The 16,444-nt window shown below is 54.9% G+C and carries 15 protein-coding genes and 2 pseudogenes; 13 read left to right on the top strand and 4 right to left on the bottom strand.

Features of this window, described 5'->3' with window-relative positions:
- The 8 genes and pseudogenes from eno to B2T33_RS00155 form a co-directional block, all read left to right on the top strand.
- Positions 1-273: pseudogene (gene eno, locus B2T33_RS00190) on the top strand (phosphopyruvate hydratase); the annotation flags it as partial.
- A gap of 316 nt (positions 274-589) precedes the next feature.
- The gene (locus B2T33_RS00185) at positions 590-946 is read left to right on the top strand and encodes an FtsB family cell division protein (protein ID WP_120226001.1); all 357 of its coding nucleotides are present in this window, start codon (positions 590-592) and stop codon (positions 944-946) included.
- 564 nt (positions 947-1,510) lie between these two features.
- A complete protein-coding gene (gene pdhA, locus B2T33_RS00180; protein WP_286790864.1) occupies positions 1,511-2,524 on the top strand; it encodes a pyruvate dehydrogenase (acetyl-transferring) E1 component subunit alpha in 1,014 nt (337 codons plus the stop codon).
- Positions 2,525-2,577: 53 nt separating this feature from the next.
- The gene (locus B2T33_RS00175) at positions 2,578-4,020 is read left to right on the top strand and encodes a pyruvate dehydrogenase complex E1 component subunit beta (protein ID WP_286790863.1); all 1,443 of its coding nucleotides are present in this window, start codon (positions 2,578-2,580) and stop codon (positions 4,018-4,020) included.
- Positions 4,021-4,084: 64 nt separating this feature from the next.
- Positions 4,085-5,407: a pyruvate dehydrogenase complex dihydrolipoamide acetyltransferase gene (locus tag B2T33_RS00170; protein ID WP_286790862.1), complete on the top strand. Its 1,323-nt coding sequence runs from the start codon at positions 4,085-4,087 to the stop codon at positions 5,405-5,407.
- A 95-nt stretch (positions 5,408-5,502) separates the two neighbouring features.
- A complete protein-coding gene (lpdA, locus tag B2T33_RS00165) occupies positions 5,503-6,900 on the top strand; it encodes a dihydrolipoyl dehydrogenase (protein WP_286790861.1) in 1,398 nt (465 codons plus the stop codon).
- Between the two features lie 125 nt (positions 6,901-7,025).
- Positions 7,026-8,024, top strand: a complete 999-nt coding sequence (gene lipA, locus B2T33_RS00160) for a lipoyl synthase (protein ID WP_008891167.1) — start codon at positions 7,026-7,028, stop codon at positions 8,022-8,024.
- A gap of 49 nt (positions 8,025-8,073) precedes the next feature.
- Complete coding sequence (locus B2T33_RS00155; RefSeq protein WP_008891166.1) at positions 8,074-8,538, top strand: type II toxin-antitoxin system RatA family toxin; 465 nt, start codon at positions 8,074-8,076, stop codon at positions 8,536-8,538.
- A gap of 3 nt (positions 8,539-8,541) precedes the next feature.
- On the opposite strand, the gene B2T33_RS00150 is transcribed toward B2T33_RS00155, so the two are convergent.
- On the bottom strand, positions 8,542-9,045 hold the full coding sequence (locus B2T33_RS00150; RefSeq protein WP_414716625.1) for a CinA family protein: 504 nt from the start codon (positions 9,043-9,045) through the stop codon (positions 8,542-8,544).
- A gap of 27 nt (positions 9,046-9,072) precedes the next feature.
- Positions 9,073-9,567 carry a phosphatidylglycerophosphatase A family protein gene (locus B2T33_RS00145; RefSeq protein ID WP_252724116.1) on the bottom strand — a complete coding sequence of 165 codons (495 nt, stop codon included), beginning with the start codon at positions 9,565-9,567 and terminating at the stop codon, positions 9,073-9,075.
- A gap of 223 nt (positions 9,568-9,790) precedes the next feature.
- Between B2T33_RS00145 and B2T33_RS00140 the strand changes: the two genes are divergently transcribed.
- Both B2T33_RS00140 and B2T33_RS00135 read left to right on the top strand, forming a co-directional pair.
- A complete protein-coding gene (locus B2T33_RS00140; protein WP_008891163.1) occupies positions 9,791-11,116 on the top strand; it encodes a M23 family metallopeptidase in 1,326 nt (441 codons plus the stop codon).
- A complete protein-coding gene (locus B2T33_RS00135) occupies positions 11,076-11,531 on the top strand; it encodes a bactofilin family protein (RefSeq protein ID WP_008891162.1) in 456 nt (151 codons plus the stop codon). The genes B2T33_RS00140 and B2T33_RS00135 overlap by 41 nt, the downstream gene beginning before the upstream one ends.
- Positions 11,532-11,667: 136 nt before the next feature.
- On the opposite strand, the gene B2T33_RS00130 is transcribed toward B2T33_RS00135, so the two are convergent.
- A complete protein-coding gene (locus B2T33_RS00130) occupies positions 11,668-12,366 on the bottom strand; it encodes a haloacid dehalogenase type II (RefSeq protein WP_063089417.1) in 699 nt (232 codons plus the stop codon).
- Positions 12,367-12,462: 96 nt separating this feature from the next.
- On the bottom strand, positions 12,463-14,499 hold the full coding sequence (locus tag B2T33_RS00125) for a lytic transglycosylase domain-containing protein (RefSeq protein ID WP_286790860.1): 2,037 nt from the start codon (positions 14,497-14,499) through the stop codon (positions 12,463-12,465).
- 208 nt (positions 14,500-14,707) lie between these two features.
- On the opposite strand from B2T33_RS00125, the gene dapA reads away from it, so the two are divergent.
- The 3 genes and pseudogenes from dapA to B2T33_RS00110 all read left to right on the top strand — a co-directional run.
- Entirely contained in the window at positions 14,708-15,589 is an 882-nt protein-coding gene (gene dapA, locus B2T33_RS00120) for a 4-hydroxy-tetrahydrodipicolinate synthase (RefSeq protein ID WP_286790859.1), read from the top strand.
- Positions 15,590-15,606: 17 nt separating this feature from the next.
- Positions 15,607-16,083: an SsrA-binding protein SmpB gene (smpB, locus tag B2T33_RS00115; RefSeq protein WP_008891158.1), complete on the top strand. Its 477-nt coding sequence runs from the start codon at positions 15,607-15,609 to the stop codon at positions 16,081-16,083.
- A gap of 123 nt (positions 16,084-16,206) precedes the next feature.
- Positions 16,207-16,444: pseudogene (locus tag B2T33_RS00110) on the top strand (sulfite oxidase-like oxidoreductase); the annotation flags it as partial.

Here is a 16,444-nt window from a genome sequence, read left to right as displayed (position 1 = left end):
CTGGTCAAGGTCAACCAGATCGGCACACTTTCGGAAACCCTGGAAGCCGTCGAGATGGCACACCGTGCCGGTTACACCGCTGTGATGTCGCACCGTTCGGGCGAGACCGAAGATGCAACCATTGCCGATCTTGCGGTTGCCACCAACTGTGGTCAGATCAAAACCGGTTCGCTGTCGCGTTCTGACCGTATGGCAAAATACAATCAGCTGATCCGCATCGAGGAACTTCTTGATGCCGGTGCACACTTCCCGGGTCGTTCGATCCTGAAGTAAGGGCTGCTGATATTTCGACTGCGTAACAGGCCGCTTCCCGATCCGGAGGCGGCCTGTTTTGTATGGGCGCCAAGTGATAAATTCGAATATCAGGATTAGTGAATTGAGCGTAATCGCGCAGCTTTGCGCAGATTGCTTAACTCTATTTTTACCCAGATATGCGTATGGTAATGGGTAATCTTGCCGGTTTTCCCGACTTGTCCGATGGTAAATCATTGTCAGACAAGCGAAATAACGTATGTGGTTTTTACGTTATGCGGCCGGAACGAGATATTTGGTCATCACGTCGCACAGATGTGCAAGGGGCATAAGGTAAATGTCGTCCAGTTCACCGGTCATTCTTCGCCTGAAACAGGCTGTCGCACCGGTAATCGCATTTACCGTGATGGCGTATTTCATCTTTCATAGTGTCGAAGGCGAACGCGGGCTTTTGAATTACTGGTCGATGCAAGACCGCGTCAGCCAGATCACCCAGGTTCTTGAAGAAACGACCGAGCGTCGCAAGTTGCTTGAACAGCATGTGCTTTCGCTGCGTGCCAGCCACCTTGATCCGGATCTGCTTGATGAGCGGGCGCGTGCGATGCTGAATGCTGCCCATCCCGACGATGTGATCATCTTCCACCATGATGGCTATAGCGATGTCATCACGGCTGCGGCTGCCGACGCCAACTGAGCCTGTGCCTGATGCCTGCTTTGAGTGGGCGAGGTATCTGGTGCGAGAGAATCCGCTGGCGGCACAATCGTATTTCCCTGCGTAAAATGGCTCTGTACTGTTGACCAGATCACAGTTTGACAGAAATTTTGGGTTGTGAATTGTGTTCAGCAATAATCGCAAACGGGTAAGTCGTTGTTTAAACTGACTTCTGGTTTAGGGCGCTATTTTGCCAAACCAAGTAGAGGTCATTGATATACAATGCATTCTTCCGGTTGTTTTCCGTTTTGCGCTGCTATGCGGTATTATCCCCGCGAAAGCATAGCATTTGTGACGCAGGGGAATTAACGAGTTTTAAAGCAGGCGTCCAAGGTGCTGAAAATCCTGCAACTCTGTAAAAACGCGTAAACTCAAAGATTAACTGAAATCAGGTTTATTTGTGATTGTGCGTTGCAAAACAACAGTTTAATCGAGGTTAGATTGCTTGCCCTTGTGGTCTGTTTTCGGTAGTCATTTCGGTGGTCCAGTACCGAATTAAGCACTCATACATGATGCTTAAGCGATAGCCATCCACCGGGAGGAAACATGGCGACCACACCAAAACGCAAACGCGGCACGACGCGCGCCGACAATCAGGCGAGCAGTGACGATCTCCTCAAATATTACCGTGAAATGCTTCTGATCCGTCGCTTTGAAGAAAAAGCCGGTCAGCTGTATGGCATGGGTCTCATTGGCGGTTTCTGCCACCTTTATATCGGGCAAGAAGCCGTTGTTGTCGGCATGCAGGCCGCCGCATCGAACGAAGATGGTGTTATCACCAGTTATCGTGATCACGGCCACATGCTTGCAACAGGCATGGATCCGGCCGGTGTCATGGCCGAACTGACGGGTCGCGAAGGCGGTTATTCCCGCGGTAAAGGCGGCTCGATGCACATGTTCTCCAAGGAAAAGAATTTCTATGGTGGTCATGGCATCGTCGGTGCACAGGTTCCGCTCGGAACCGGTATTGCCTTCAACTACAAATATCGCGGTGAGAACAAGGTCTGCATGACCTATCTTGGTGACGGTGCCGTTAACCAGGGCCAGGTCTATGAAGCCTTCAACATGGCAGCCCTTTGGGAACTGCCGGTAATTTACTGCATCGAGAACAACCAGTATGCGATGGGCACCTCGACCCAGCGTCACTCGTCCAGCCCGGACCTGTATGAACGCGGTAAGGCCTATGGCATTCCTGGCGAGCAGGTTGATGGCATGGATGTTCTGGCGGTTAAAGCTGCTGGTGAACGTGCCGTGGAACATTGCCGTGCAGGCAAGGGGCCTTACATCCTTGAGCTGAAGACCTATCGCTATCGCGGGCACTCCATGTCCGACCCGGCGAAATACCGTACCAAGGACGAGCTCGACAAGATGCGTAAAGAGCACGATCCGATTGATATGGTCAAAAAGCTCCTGATCGACGGCAACATCGTGGATGAAGCCGGTCTTAAAGACATCGACAAGGAAGTTAAGGCCGAAGTCGCAAAAGCGGCCGAGTTCGCGCAAAACAGCCCGGAACCAGATGTTTCCGAACTGTTTACCGACATTCTGATCGACGCGTGATCGCATAATCTGCGAACCGCTTTTGAACGATATTTCCCGGGAGAGAGGGAACAATGCCGATTGAAGTTTTGATGCCGGCCCTGTCGCCGACCATGACCGAAGGCACACTTGCCAAATGGAACGTCAAGGAAGGCGACACTGTCGCTTCCGGCGACGTGATCGCAGAAATCGAAACCGACAAGGCCACGATGGAAGTCGAGGCCGTTGACGAGGGTACCATTGGTAAGCTCGTCATTGATGCCGGTGCCGAGAATGTCGCGGTCAACCAGGTGATTGCCTATATCCTCGAAGAAGACGAAGACGCGTCTGCACTTGATAACGTGTCTGCATCGTCCGAACCCAAGAAAGATGCCGCACCGGCCAAAGAAGAAGATGATTCTTCTGAAGATGCCCCGGCGGCTTCGTCGTCGAATACTGCACCGGTTTCAGCCAGTGGTGCCATTGAGCGTTCCGAAGCTGAGCCGCGCGCGATGAGCGTGATGAACAGCACACAGGACGAAAAGTCCTATTCCAGCTTCAAAACCCAGACCGTGCGTGAAGCCCTGCGTGATGCAATGGCCGAAGAAATGCGTACCGACGAAAAGGTCTTCGTCATGGGTGAAGAAGTTGCGCAGTATCAGGGTGCCTACAAGGTTACCCAGGGGCTTTTGGATGAATTCGGTGACAAGCGCGTGATCGATACCCCGATCACCGAGCATGGCTTCACCGGCCTTGCAACCGGTTCGGCCTTTATGGGTCTTAAGCCGGTTCTGGAATTCATGACCTTTAACTTCGCAATGCAGGCGATTGACCAGATCATCAACTCTGCTGCGAAGACGCTGTACATGTCCGGTGGCCAGCTTGGTTGCCCGATCGTGTTCCGTGGCCCGAACGGTGCTGCATCGCGCGTTGGTGCCCAGCACTCGCAGTGCTATGCATCCTGGTATGCACATTGCCCGGGTCTCAAGGTTGTTGCACCGTGGTCGGCCGCAGATGCCAAAGGCCTTCTGAAGGCGGCTATTCGTGACCCGAACCCGATTGTCTTCCTTGAAAACGAAATCATGTACGGTCAGAGCTTTGAAGTGCCTGACGACGAAGATTTCGTCCTGCCGATTGGTCAGGCCAAGATCGAACGCGAAGGGACCGATGTCACCATCGTTGCCTTCTCGATCATGGTTGGCAAGGCGCTTAAGGCGGCCGAACAGCTGGCAGAGCAGGGCATCTCGGCAGAGGTCATCAACCTGCGCACCATCCGTCCGCTGGATGTGAACACCATTGTGCGTTCGGTCATGAAGACCAACCGTCTGGTGACTGTCGAGGAAGGCTGGCACTTCTCGGGTATTGGTGCGGAAATCGCATCCGTTGCGATGGAACATGCATTTGATTACCTCGATGCACCGGTTGCCCGTGTAACCGGCGAAGACGTTCCGATGCCGTATGCTGCCAACCTGGAGGCGCTTGCGCTTCCGCAGGACAGCCACATCGTCGCCGCGGCCAAGGCCGTTTGCTATCGCTAAGTAAGACGGACAGGGGCTGGTCGCGGGTTACACCGCGCCGCCCCGTTACCGGGAGAATGCGTTCATGCCTGTAAAAGTATTGATGCCGGCCTTGTCGCCGACCATGACCGAAGGCACCTTGGCGAAATGGCACGTCAAGGAAGGCGACACCGTTGAGTCGGGTGACGTCATTGCCGAAATCGAAACCGACAAAGCCACGATGGAAGTCGAAGCCGTCGACGAAGGCAAAATCGGTAAAATCCTTGTTTCTGAAGGCAGCGAAAACGTTGCGGTGAACGAAGTCATCGCATTGCTTTTGGAAGAAGACGAAGACGAAAGTGCGCTTGAAGGTGCTGATACGTCTGCGGCCAGCACTGCTGGTGGCGGCGATAGCGCCCCGGCAAACGATGAAAAAGAACCAGCTGCTGACAAACCGGCGTCTTCGGGTGGCGACAAGCCTGCAGCGGCCGCACCGGTTTCCGGTGGCGAGCGGATCAAGGCAAGCCCGCTTGCGCGTCGTATTGCTGCCAACGAAGGTGTGGAGCTTTCCGGTGTTTCCGGTTCTGGCCCGCGCGGTCGTATCGTCAAGCGTGACGTGGAAGCAGCTCTTTCGTCCAAACCGGCTGAAAAAGCGGCCGCGTCCGAGGACAAGAAATCGGCAGATGCACCAGCATCGGCTGCCCCGGCCGCATCTGGCTGGAACCCGGATCTTACCGGTTTGCCGGAATACGAAGAAATTCCAAACAGCGGCATGCGCAAAACCATCGCGCGTCGCCTGACCGAATCCAAACAGCAGGTTCCGCACTTCTACCTGACGGTGGATTGCGAACTCGACAATCTGTTGTCCACTCGCAAGCAGCTGAATGAAAAAGCTGGTGAGGGGGTCAAGATTTCGGTCAATGACTTCATCATCCGTGCGGTTTCGCTGGCACTGAAAAAGGTTCCGGCGGCGAACTCCATCTGGACCGACAAGGCGACCCTGCAGTGCAAGAAACAGGATATCTCGGTGGCGGTTGCCATTGAAGGTGGCCTGATCACGCCGGTTGTTCGTGATGCCGGTTCGAAAGGCCTTGCTGAAATCTCAGGCGAGATGAAGGCACTGGCTGGGAAGGCACGTGACGGCAAACTGAAGCCGGAAGATTATCAGGGCGGGACTTTCTCGGTCTCCAACCTGGGCATGTTCGGCATCAAGGACTTCTCGGCGATTATCAATCCGCCGCAGGGCTGCATCCTTGCAGTTGGTGCGGGTGAACAGCGCCCGGTCGTCAAGGACGGTGCACTGGCAATCGCCACTGTCATGACCTGCACCCTTTCTGTTGACCATCGCGCGGTCGATGGCGCAGTCGGTGCGGAATTCATGGCCGAATTCAAAAAGCTTATTGAAGATCCGCTGAGCATGTTGCTCTAGGGTCCAAAGTTGAGCGGGGGCTTTAGCGAGTCCCCGCAAGCATTTGAATTTAAAAGACCTGTAACCATTAGTGGGCAGGCGAAGGAGATCCTACGATGGCGGATAACAATTTCGACGTAATCGTGATTGGCGCAGGCCCGGGTGGTTATGTAACCGCAATCCGTGCGGCCCAGCTTGGCCTGAAAACGGCAGTTGTCGAACGTGAACATGTTGGCGGTATTTGCCTGAACTGGGGCTGCATCCCGACCAAGGCGCTGCTGCGTTCGGCCGAAGTTTATCGCAACATGCACCACGCAAAGGATTATGGTCTTTCATGTGAAAAGCCGTCCTTTGATCTGGATACGGTGATCCAGCGTTCGCGCGGTGTTTCCAAACAGCTTGCCGGTGGTGTTGGTCATTTGCTGAAAAAGAACAAGGTGACCGTGATCAACGGTGAAGCCAAGTTCGACGGCCCGAAAAAGATCGTGGTCGAAGGCAAGGACAAAGGCACCTATACCGCCAAGAACTACATCATTGCGACGGGTGCGCGAGCACGCGCACTGCCGGGTCTTGAAGCCGATGGCAAGGTGGTCTGGGAATATAAAAAGGCGATGACGCCTGACAAAATGCCCAAAAGCCTTGTGGTTGTTGGTTCTGGTGCCATCGGGATCGAGTTTGCCAGCTTCTATCACACCATGGGGGCTGATGTGACTGTGGTTGAAATCATGCCGCAGATCATGCCGGTCGAAGACAAGGAAGTTGCTGGTCTGGCCCAGAAGATGTTGACCAAGGACGGGATGAAGATCCTGACCGAAGCCAAGGTTTCCAATCTCAAACGCAATCCCGATAATGTTGTTGTCACGGTGGAAACCAAGGACGGCAAGAAGCAGGAATTGACCGTCGATCGCGTGATTTCAGCCGTGGGTGTGATCGGTAATACCGAGGGGCTTGGTCTTGAAACAACCAAGGTCAAGGTTGAACGTAACGTGATTGACACCGATGAATTTTCCGCAACGGCGGAACCTGGCATTTACGCCATTGGTGACGTTGCCGGTCCGCCGATGCTCGCACATAAGGCCGAGCACGAAGGTGTCATCTGCATTGAAAAGATTGCCGGCGTCAAAGGCGTTCATCCGCTTGATCCGCGCAAGATCCCGGGTTGCACCTATTGCCATCCGCAGGTCGCAAGTGTCGGTCTGACCGAAGCCAAGGCCAAAGATGCCGGTTATGAAGTCAAGGTCGGCAAGTTCCCGTTCATTGGCAATGGCAAGGCGGTTGCCCTTGGCGAGGCCGAAGGTCTGGTCAAGACCGTGTTTGATGCCAAGACCGGTGAATTGCTTGGCGCGCACATGGTTGGTGCCGAAGTGACCGAACTGATCCAGGGCTTTGTGGTTGCGATGGGTCTTGAAACGACCGAGGAAGATCTGATGCATACGGTCTTCCCGCATCCGACGCTTTCAGAAATGATGCATGAGTCGGTCCTTGACGCCTATGGCCGTGCGATCCACTTCTAGAGCTTGAGATATTGTGTCGTGCCGGGCGGACATGCCCGGTATGATCACCTTTTACGAATGTCGGTTTGACAAATGCGCGGCGTGGCGGCAAATTGCCGCCCGTCCAATCCTTCGGAGGTAACTCTATGTCGACGGCGCCCAGCGAACAGAAACCCGTTCGTCACCCGGAAAAACAGAAACGGCCAGATCGCCCATCGGGGCGCAAACCGTCCTGGATCAGGGTCAAGGCTCCGACCTCCAAGGGGTATCAGGAAACCCGCGACCTTGCGCGTGGTCTGAACCTTCATACCGTGTGCGAAGAAGCCGCATGCCCGAATATCGGCGAATGCTGGCAGAAGAAACACGCATCCTTCATGATCATGGGCGATACCTGCACGCGTGCATGTTCGTTCTGTAACGTCAAAACCGGTATGCCGAACGCGCTTGACCCGTTCGAGCCGGAGAATTTGGCGATGGCGGTTGCCGACATGCAGCTTAAGCATGTTGTGATCACGTCTGTTGACCGTGATGATCTGGCCGATGGCGGGGCAGCGCATTTTGCCCGCGTGATTGAGGCGATCCGTCACAAGTCGCCGGAAACCACGATTGAAATCCTGACCCCGGACTTCCGTGACAAGCCGGGTGCGGTTGAAATCGTTGCCAAGGCCCGTCCGGACGTGTTCAACCACAACCTTGAAACCGTGCCGCGGCTTTATACCAATATCCGTCCGGGTGCGCGCTATTACCAGTCGCTGCGTATTCTTGATCGTGTCAAACAGATTGACCCGACGATCTTTACCAAATCCGGCCTGATGGTTGGTCTGGGTGAGGAACGCAAGGAACTTGCACAGGTGATGGATGACCTGCGTGTGGCCGATGTCGACTTCCTGACGATTGGCCAGTATCTGCAGCCGACCCTTAAGCACGAGCCGGTCCACAAGTTTGTGACACCCGATGAATTCAACGAATATGCATCGATGGCACGTGGCAAGGGCTTCTTGATGGTGTCGGCAACGCCGCTAACACGGTCGAGCTATCACGCGGACCGCGATTTCGAGCAGCTCCGTGAAGCGCGCGAGAAGAAGCTGGCGGCTGCGGATGCGGCCAAAGCCAAGGCGGAACAGACCGTAACGGCGGCACAGTAATCCTTTCACCCGTTTAGCCACAGACCACGACGATCAAGGGAGATATCGCGTGCCGACGCATGCAGAGCGCAGGAAACTGCCCTATACGCCGGAACAACTCTTTGATCTTGTCGCGGATATCGATTCCTATTCGGAGTTCCTTCCGTGGTGTGTCGCATCGCGGGTGCGCAAGCGTGAAGGCAATGTGCTTAAGGCGGATCTTGTGATCGGCTTTAAGATGTTTCGCGAAAAATACACATCGAAAGTCACCCTGCAGCGCCCGGATCGGGTCGATGTGGAATATCTGCAGGGGCCCTTCAAGTACCTGAATAACCATTGGGTGTTTGAAGAGGACGAGGACGGCGGTACGTCGCTTGATTTCTTTGTTGATTTCGAGTTTCGATCAGCACTTCTGCAGAAAATGATCGGTGTTGTGTTTAACGAGGCCGTCAAGATGATGGTGGGGGCGTTTGAAACCCGCGCACGCGAAGTGTATGGCGAGCCGAACTTGCCGACATCGGAAAATCAGGCCTGATTCCTAGTCCTTGCGATCCAGCATTTCTTCGATCAGGGCAAAGGCCTTAAGGACTGTTGCCTTGCGCACGGTATGGCGATCGCCCGGAAAGACCGTGTGGGTCGTGATGGTTTCACGGCCCTTGGCCGCACAGCCAAAATGAACAAGCCCGACCGGTTTGGTGTCGGAGCCGCCGCCCGGACCGGCAATGCCGGTAACCGAAACGGCGATGGTGGCATTTGGCGCGCGATCAAGTGCACCTTCGCACATGGCGCGCGCAACCTGTTCCGATACCGCACCATGTTCGGCGAGCAAGTCATTGCCAACGCCGATCAGGCTGTGTTTGGCCTCGTTCGAATAGGTGACAAAGCCGCAATCGACCACCGATGAGCTGCCATCAACGCCGGTCAGGGTGCCGGTGATCAGACCGCCGGTGCAGGATTCGGCCGTGGCGATCATTTCGCCCTTGGCCTTGCAGCGCGCGATCAGGGCACTTGCCGCATTTAGAAGATCAGGGTCATTCATCATCACGATCATCCGTCCATCAGGTACTGGTCAGGAGCCAGTCAGGTCGCCAGTCAGGTAAACAACGCCGACAAGCGCAATCATGGCAAAAACGCCGGCCAGGACATCATCAAACATGATGCCAAACCCGCCGCCCACGCGCCGGTCAACCCAGCGTATCGGCCAAGGCTTGATGACGTCAAATATGCGGAATGCCAAAAAGGCAATTAACAGCCACACGGCATCCATCCAGACCGCACCAAGTGGCACGACAAGCAGACACATCCATTGGCCGACCACTTCGTCAATGACGATTTCGCCGGCGTCATGGATGCCAAGCATGTTGCTGTAAAGATGGGCGACCCAGATGCCGACGGCAAAAACGGCGATGCTGGCGATGATCAGTGCTGTGTTTCCGCCATAAGCCCAGATCAGCCAGCCAAAGGGCAGGGCGGCGAACGAACCGGCCGTGCCGGGTGCCTTCGGGCTTTTGCCGCTATAAAACCAGGTTGCGGCAAAGGTGATCATAAATCGGGAAAACGCCATTCTCAGCAAACGCATATGATGTGGAAGATGGCCATAGGTAACACAGCATATGAGCAGAAGGTGAAAATTTTGCGATTAAGGATGTGTTAACGGGCTTGCTTGCAGGCCGAGTTACAGGTAGCGTAAAGATAAAGGCGAAAATGTCTCAGGCGGGGTCAAAGAAACTCTGCATAACCGGGGTAACCGGACGTGCATACGGGCAACTAGGGGTTAGACACTGAATATGTCGGCGTTTGAACGCATTCGTCGGTTGGTGGATAAATGGTTTCCGGATCGGCAGTTGCTTATCCGTTCCAATGATTCCGTTTACCAGCTTCGGCTTGGAAAATACGCGCAGGTCGCACTGGCCTCATTCGGGGCAGCAGCCATAACCTGGACGGTCGGCGTTACAGGTTATAGCTGGTACCTAGATCAGCGCCTTACAATGCGTGAAGAGCAGCTTTTCAGAAGCGAGCTGTCGTACAACCGTCTGATCGCCCGGGTTACCGAAAGTCAGCGCCGTTTTGGCGAGATTACATCCCAGATGGAAGATACGCATCGTAATCTGTTGTCGATGGCGGAAAAGAACCTGCAGCTTCAGGCGCGGGTACAGGATTACACCTCCAAGCTTGCTGATAGCGAGAAGGAGAAAGTCCGGATTTCATCGCTTCGCACGTCGATGGATAACCAGATGAACGCGTTGCAGGGGCAGATTGACGGGATCACCAACCGTAACCTTGCACTGCGCGACGAATTGGAAACGGTTGAAACCGTCATGTCGCGTGTGATGCGTGAACGTGATCAGGCTTTGCAGCGTTCGAAAAAGCTTCAGGGTGAACTGAGCGAAGCGCGTCAGCGTATTGCTGATTTGCACTCGATCCAGCAACAAGCCATGCAGCGGGTGGCCCAGACGGCAGATACCACCATTCTCGAGCTTGAGAATGTGCTTGAAATGACCGGCCTACAGCCGGAAACATTTGTTCTGCCGCCGATGAAGCCGCAGCAGCCCGGTGTTGGTGGCCCGTTCGTGGCGTTTGAGCCCGAACACCCGCAGGACGAGGAATTTGTCAATACGGCGTTGGCGTTGAATGATCGCATGGATCACCTTGCCAACCTGCATGACAGGATCAAGAAGACGCCAATCGGGGAACCGGCGGCGAAATACTATCTATCGAGCTCGTTCGGTAAACGAAAAGACCCGATCAATGGTCGCTGGGCTTTTCATTCCGGTGTTGATCTTGCCGGACCGATCAAGACACCAATTCTTGCAACCGCACCGGGCAAAGTGGTGCATGCGGGATGGAGTGGCAAATACGGGAAGATGGTCGAAGTTGATCACGGAAACGGTATTCGAACCCGTTATGGCCACCTATACAAGGTCCTCGTAAAGAAGGGCGACGAAGTGCAGTACCAGGACCATATCGCCTTGATGGGAAGCACGGGCCGCAGTACCGGTAGCCATGTGCATTATGAAGTTCTGGTCAATAATAAGCCGGTCAATCCTGTAAAATTTATTGAGGCGGGACGTTATGTTTTCAAAAGCGAGCAAGACGACACAAACAACGAATAAAAGTGGTTCACACGGCGCCGAGAAAAAGGGTGGCCTGTCGGTCATCAATGCCGATCTTCGTGTGACGGGCGATCTGATTTCGGAATCCGATGTTCAGGTTGATGGTTCGGTCAATGGCGATATTCGCACACGGACCCTGACCATCGGTCAAAGCGGCGAAGTCCGCGGCGAAATCGTTGCCGACAAAATCCGCATTTGCGGCACTGTTATCGGTCAGGTACGGGCAAAGGATGTTTCCCTTTCTGATACCGCCCGCATGATCGGTGATATTCTTCACGAAAGCCTTTCCATCGAGCCGGGTGCCCATATCGAGGGCCATTGCCGCCGCATCGAAAGTGCTGCCGACGAAGGCGGCCTGACGGTGATCCAGGCGGGGCAGGTGGTTGCTGCCAACGTGAAGAAAGAAAACAAATAATCACTTAAGTGATTTCTGTTGCGGTTTTTAAGTGGCGGGTCCGGCCATGCGCAAAATCGACAGCAAAGCAAAAAAGGCAGGCACCGGTTTCGGGCCTGCCTTTTTCATGTTTGGAAGTGATTGGAACTGCCGGGCGTTATGCCTTTTGCGGTTCGCCAACCAGTGGCAGCAACTCGTCAAGGCCGTTCAGCACCACATCGGCGGTATGCGACAGGCGTTCGGCCGGGCTATGCGCGCGGTTGATCCAGGCGGTGCGGAAACCGAAATGCCCGGCCCCGGCAATATCCCAGCCGTTTGAAGACTGGAACGAAATCTCGGCCGGTTCGACTTCAAGCTTGTCGACGGCAAGCTGATAGACATCCGGGTGCGGTTTGTAGGTTTTAAGATCATCGACACAGATGATCTGATCAAACAGCGACAGAATGCCCGACGATTTGGCGGCCGAAATCAGCATATGCTTTGCACCATTCGACAGGATGGCAAGCTTGTGGCCCTGACTTTTAAGGGTTTTTAGCGTTTCAACCACTTCCGGGAAGGTATCAAGCGACAGATAGGTTTCCATCAGCTTGGCACGCAAAACCGGATCCTTTTTGCCAATCTGATCAAGCGCATAATCGAGCGCATCACCGGTCACAGTCCAGAAATCGGCAAAGTCCCCCATCAGACTGCGCAGCCAGGTGTATTCAAGTTGCTTTTGTCGCCAGAGGGATGAAAGGCGGTCTGCCTCGTCGCCGACGCTGTCGCGCAATTTGGCAACGGCAGAGCCGACATCAAACAGGGTGCCATAGGCATCGAAAACAAAAGCACGGCAGGAAGACAGTGCGTTATCGGACATATTGCTGACCTCTTCTGACAAGCAGTGTTGATCAAATATGGGGCAATTGCGCGCAGGCGCAAATTCAGGACAGGCGGAAGATACCCCCGACTGTCCTTATTCGGTATCCTGTACTGCGTCGCTTTGGCCCATTGCGATCTCGTCCCGGGCAAAACGCCGGCGATAGACATAAGTTCCTTCCATCACACGCTGAACGTAATTTCGGGTTTCGCTATAGGGGATCATTTCGATCCAGTCGACCAGATCGACATCCGGGTCGCGCGGATCGCCATATTCGTTGATCCATTGGCGCACACGGGTCGGCCCGGCATTGTAGCTGGCAATCGTCAGGACTTCCTGACCATCCCAACGATCAAGAAGGCGGCTGAGATAAGCGCGACCAACCGCGATGTTGAAGGATGGATCTTCGATCAGGCGATCGGTGTCGTAATCAAGCTTGAGCGACTGTGCCATGCGCTTTGCCGTGGCGGGCATCAACTGCATCAATCCACGTGCGCCAGCAGACGAGACCGCCTGCGGGTTAAACAGGCTTTCCTGACGCATGATTGCATGGACCAGTGCCGGATCCGGGGCGCGGCCCAGCGGGACCTGTTCATGGATCGGGTAGGCGGCATCAAGATAACCGCTGCCAGTCCGGATGCTGCGTTTGGCGGCAAGAATGCCCAGATCGGTGCGGCCATATTCGCGCGCCAGATCGGTCGCCATGGCGAGGTATTCCGGTTCATCATGTTCGTAAACCAAGGCCATGATGAACGGACGGATGATATTGCCAAGGCCCATTGCGCCAAGCTTGCGAACGACCTGGGTCAGTTCCTGTGCTTCGAATTCGGCGCGTTGTTCGGCGGTCGGGACGGGTTGTTCAACCGAATAGGATGGCTTGCTGCCCAGTTTGTCTATGGCAAGCTGGCCATAGAAGGTATGGGCATGTTCGGCTGCGATTGCGTACCATTCCTTGGCGCGTTTCTGATCGCCAAGCGCCTCGTTGGCGCGCCCGGCCCAGTAAGAGCCGCGCGACAGGCTGATCGGATATTGAACGACATCATAAAGGTTCTGGAAATGGGTCAGCGCGATATCGGCATCACCCAAAAATTCAAGCGCAATCCAACCCGCATACCATTCGGCCTCGGCGATATCGCCCGGATCGACCTGTCCATGGTTGGCGACAAGGCGATAGGCATCGGTGATATGGCCCTTTTGCAGGGCGCGGCGGGCCAGAATGGCCTTTTCCAGCCACCAGTATTGCGGCCGGATCGAGATATAGGCGAGGTCATTGGCCTGCGAGAGCAGAAGATCGCGGGCATCCTGATCGCGGTCCTTCTTGCGGCGCCAGCGCACACGTTCGTAAATCAGGCCGGGATCGTCGCGGTATTTTTCCGGAACACGATTGATCGCACCGTCAACGCCGCCACTCATGGCGCGAAGGGCACCGCGCGCCTCGGCCAGGCGACGGTAATCGTCGCTGACATATTTCATCATGCGCGCGGCAGTCGTCAGGCGACCTTCCCATAACAGGCGATCAAGGCGCTGCTGATGGGTTTCCTGATCAATATATTCGCCGTAGCGATCAAGGAAGCGGCGTTCCTGGCCGCTGCCGAAATTCTCGTTAATCCAGCTGTGGCGGACCAGTGCGATGGCTGCCGATTCCTGTCCGGCACCCAGCAACGCCTTGATCTGGCGGGTTGCGCCATCAGCTGTCACCGGGGCGGATCGTTTGAACCATGCCAGAATTTCGTCATCGGGCACGGCATCGGTCATGGCTTCTTCGGCGCGCTGTCTTAGCAGCGCCTGATTGGGCCATTTCGGATGGGCATCAATGAAGGCGGTGATTTCTTCGAAGCTGTGCCCGGAATTGGGGGCGGTCAGCAGCATCCATTCCGCTGCCTTTTGCAGCAGGGGATCATCAAAATTGGTCAGGAGTTGTTCGAAAATGTCGGTCTTGCCATCTTCAACCGCGTCCAGAAAGGCGTTCAGGCGCGCCCGGCTGACAGCAGAATACAGCGGCGAGGGCGGCTGCGTCTGAAGAACGTTGTCTTCATTCGTTGCGGCCTGCACCTGATAACTGCCTGGTATCAAGATCGAAAAGCCCAGTGCCAATGCGCAGATCGAAATCTTGCGGAAAGACGCTTGCGCCATGTGATGTTCCCCTTGTGCCTTGCGGCAACGAATGCTCTCTCGAGCCGGGCATTATGGCAGCGAAATTGATAAAAGCCAAACAGTCCTGACGGGAATTTTCAGAGCCGATCCCGGATCGCCCGGATTATTGGATACAGTGCTTGCGGGAAACCCCAACAGCGGCTATTTTCGCGACCGCTTTCAATATATCCCGAATTTGGAGATCTCTATGTTTAAGGGTTCAATCACAGCTTTGATCACACCATTCACGCAAGATGGTGCGATTGATGAAAAGGCGTTCCAGTCTTTTGTGGATTGGCAGCTTAAACAGGGCACGACAGGTGTTGTGCCTGTCGGAACCACCGGTGAATCTCCGACTCTTAGCCATGCCGAGCATCATCGCGTTGTCGAACTGGCACTTGAAGTTGCCAAAGGCCGCGGTCCGGTGATTGCCGGCACGGGTTCGAATTCGACCGCAGAAGCGGTGTCGCTGACCCGTCATGCGCAGAATGCCGGTGCGGATGCAGCACTTGTGGTAACGCCGTATTACAACAAGCCGACCCAGAAAGGCCTGTATGCGCATTTCAAGGCGGTTCATGACGCGACCGATATCCCGATTATTATTTATAACATTCCGGGCCGTTCGATCGTTGATATGAATGTCGACACCATGGCGCAGTTGGCCAAATTGCCGCGCATTGTTGGTGTTAAGGATGCGACCAGCGATCTGGAACGTCCGGCATTGACCCGCCTGGCGGCGGGTGTGGATTTCTGCCAGCTGTCGGGTGAAGACGGCACGATTGTGCCGTTCCTGGCACAGGGTGGTCATGGCTGCATTTCCGTCACATCGAACATCGCGCCGAAATTGTGTGCTGATCTGCATGCGGCCTGGGCTGCGGGGAACATTTCGAAGGTTCAGGAGTTGAACTATCGACTGATGCCGGTTCACAAGGCGATGTTCTGTGAATCCAGCCCCGGACCGGTGAAATACGCAGCAGAGCTTCTTGGCCTGTGTGGCAGCCATATGCGTTTGCCGATGGTCGAGATTGCCGAAGAATCCAAACGCAAGGTCGAAGCCGCACTTAAGAATGCTGGTATTCTCGGCCAGTAAGCGATAACAAGCGTCTTATGGCACCCAAGAAAGAAACAAGTAACAACAAGATTGTCGCGCAGAACCGGCGGGCCCGCTTTGACTTTTTCCTGACGGAAACGTTTGAAGCCGGCATCGCCCTGCGCGGTACCGAAGTTAAATCTCTGCGCGATGGCAAGGGGAATATTCAGGAATCCTATGCCGAAGCGAAGAACGGCGAAGTGTGGCTGATCAACGCTTATATCCCTGAATATCAAAGCAAAATGCCGTTCGGCCACGAAGAGCGCCGACCGCGCAAGCTGCTTTTGCATAAGCGTGAAATCACCAAGATGCATGATGCCCTGAACAAGAAGGGTTTCACCCTTGTTCCGGTCAAACTGTATTTCAATGAGCGCGGTATTGCGAAACTTGAACTCGCCATTGCCGAGGGCAAGAAAAAGGCCGACAAGCGTGAAGCGGTCAAAGAGCGTGACTGGCAGCGCGACAAGGCGCGTTTGATGCGCGACTTTGGCTGATTGAAAGATCGGTCGCGGGCATGTGACTTGCCGTAGCCTTATGAAAAGAGATTAAATGGCGCTGACATGGTGAACATGTTGGCGCCATTTTTCGTATGTCGATCATCAACCAAGGAATATCCAGTGACCGAGAGCTTTTCAGGCAAGATCAAAGACAAACTGATCGCGGCCAAGCGCAAGTGGGCCGAAGACGGGCGCTTGATGACCGGCGCACCGGATGCTGAGCGTGCGAACCGTTTGCCGCCGGGCCAGCGCCTTGTCACGGATTGGCCGGTTCTGGATCTTGGTATCACGCCGCATGTGTCAGCGGATGATTATCAGCTTGAAATCAACGGGCAGGTCAGAAAGCCGACGACAATAA

It is taken from the genome of Thalassospira sp. UBA4513 (assembly GCF_002388495.1).
GTDB lineage: Bacteria > Pseudomonadota > Alphaproteobacteria > Rhodospirillales > Thalassospiraceae > Thalassospira > Thalassospira tepidiphila.
Note: the sequence above shows the minus strand (reverse complement) of the source record. Positions and strands in the feature narration are given on the sequence as shown.

Coding starts and splice junctions, on each gene's coding strand:
- B2T33_RS00185 (WP_120226001.1), top strand. CDS start 590: ATGTCGTCCAGTTCACCGGTCATTCTTCGCCTGAAACAGGCTGTCGCA.
- pdhA (WP_286790864.1), top strand. CDS start 1,511: ATGGCGACCACACCAAAACGCAAACGCGGCACGACGCGCGCCGACAAT.
- B2T33_RS00175 (WP_286790863.1), top strand. CDS start 2,578: ATGCCGATTGAAGTTTTGATGCCGGCCCTGTCGCCGACCATGACCGAA.
- B2T33_RS00170 (WP_286790862.1), top strand. CDS start 4,085: ATGCCTGTAAAAGTATTGATGCCGGCCTTGTCGCCGACCATGACCGAA.
- lpdA (WP_286790861.1), top strand. CDS start 5,503: ATGGCGGATAACAATTTCGACGTAATCGTGATTGGCGCAGGCCCGGGT.
- lipA (WP_008891167.1), top strand. CDS start 7,026: ATGTCGACGGCGCCCAGCGAACAGAAACCCGTTCGTCACCCGGAAAAA.
- B2T33_RS00150 (WP_414716625.1), bottom strand. CDS start 9,045: ATGATGAATGACCCTGATCTTCTAAATGCGGCAAGTGCCCTGATCGCG.
- B2T33_RS00145 (WP_252724116.1), bottom strand. CDS start 9,567: ATGGCGTTTTCCCGATTTATGATCACCTTTGCCGCAACCTGGTTTTAT.
- B2T33_RS00140 (WP_008891163.1), top strand. CDS start 9,791: ATGTCGGCGTTTGAACGCATTCGTCGGTTGGTGGATAAATGGTTTCCG.
- B2T33_RS00135 (WP_008891162.1), top strand. CDS start 11,076: ATGTTTTCAAAAGCGAGCAAGACGACACAAACAACGAATAAAAGTGGT.
- B2T33_RS00130 (WP_063089417.1), bottom strand. CDS start 12,366: ATGTCCGATAACGCACTGTCTTCCTGCCGTGCTTTTGTTTTCGATGCC.
- B2T33_RS00125 (WP_286790860.1), bottom strand. CDS start 14,499: ATGGCGCAAGCGTCTTTCCGCAAGATTTCGATCTGCGCATTGGCACTG.
- dapA (WP_286790859.1), top strand. CDS start 14,708: ATGTTTAAGGGTTCAATCACAGCTTTGATCACACCATTCACGCAAGAT.
- smpB (WP_008891158.1), top strand. CDS start 15,607: ATGGCACCCAAGAAAGAAACAAGTAACAACAAGATTGTCGCGCAGAAC.